Annotated in this window: 1 protein-coding gene; it reads left to right on the top strand. The window is 71.3% G+C overall.

Features of this window, described 5'->3' with window-relative positions; translation table 11 throughout:
• On the top strand, positions 1–547 hold a 547-nt coding region (locus tag G4D83_RS45270; RefSeq protein ID WP_163871175.1), incomplete at both ends, for a phosphopantetheine-binding protein.

Genomic DNA, 547 nt, shown 5'->3' with positions numbered 1-547 from the left:
TGGCCCGGCACCGCGCTGACGGTGTGCTGGAGTTCCTGGGCCGCGCCGACTTCCAGGTGAAGATTCGCGGCTTCCGCATCGAGCCAGGCGAGGTGGAGGCCGCGCTGCTGGCCCACCCCGAGGTGCGGGAGGCCATCGCCCTCGCGCGAGAGGACTCACCGGGCAACAAGCGACTGGTGGGCTATGTCACCGCCAGGACGGCCTCGCTGGACACTCTCGCCCTGCGCGCCTTCCTCCAGCAGCGGCTGCCCGAGTACATGGTGCCCTCGGCCCTCATGGTGCTGGAGGCCCTGCCCCTCACGCCCAACGCCAAGGTGGACAGAAAGGCCCTGCCCGCCCCGGAAGCCCGGCCCGAGCTTCGCCCCTTCCTCCCGCCTTCTTCCTCCACCGAGGTGCGCCTGGCCTCCCTCTGGTGCGAACTGCTCGGCCTGTCCCAAGTCAGCGCCCTGGATGACTTCTTCGAGCTGGGCGGCCACTCCCTGCTGGCCACCCGCCTCGTCTCGCGCCTCCGCGCCACCTTCCAGGTGGAGCTGCCCCTGCGCGCCCT

It is taken from the genome of Myxococcus eversor, from assembly GCF_010894455.1.
GTDB classification, from domain to species: Bacteria; Myxococcota; Myxococcia; order Myxococcales; family Myxococcaceae; genus Myxococcus; species Myxococcus eversor.
This window is presented reverse-complemented; position numbering and strand designations above follow the sequence as displayed.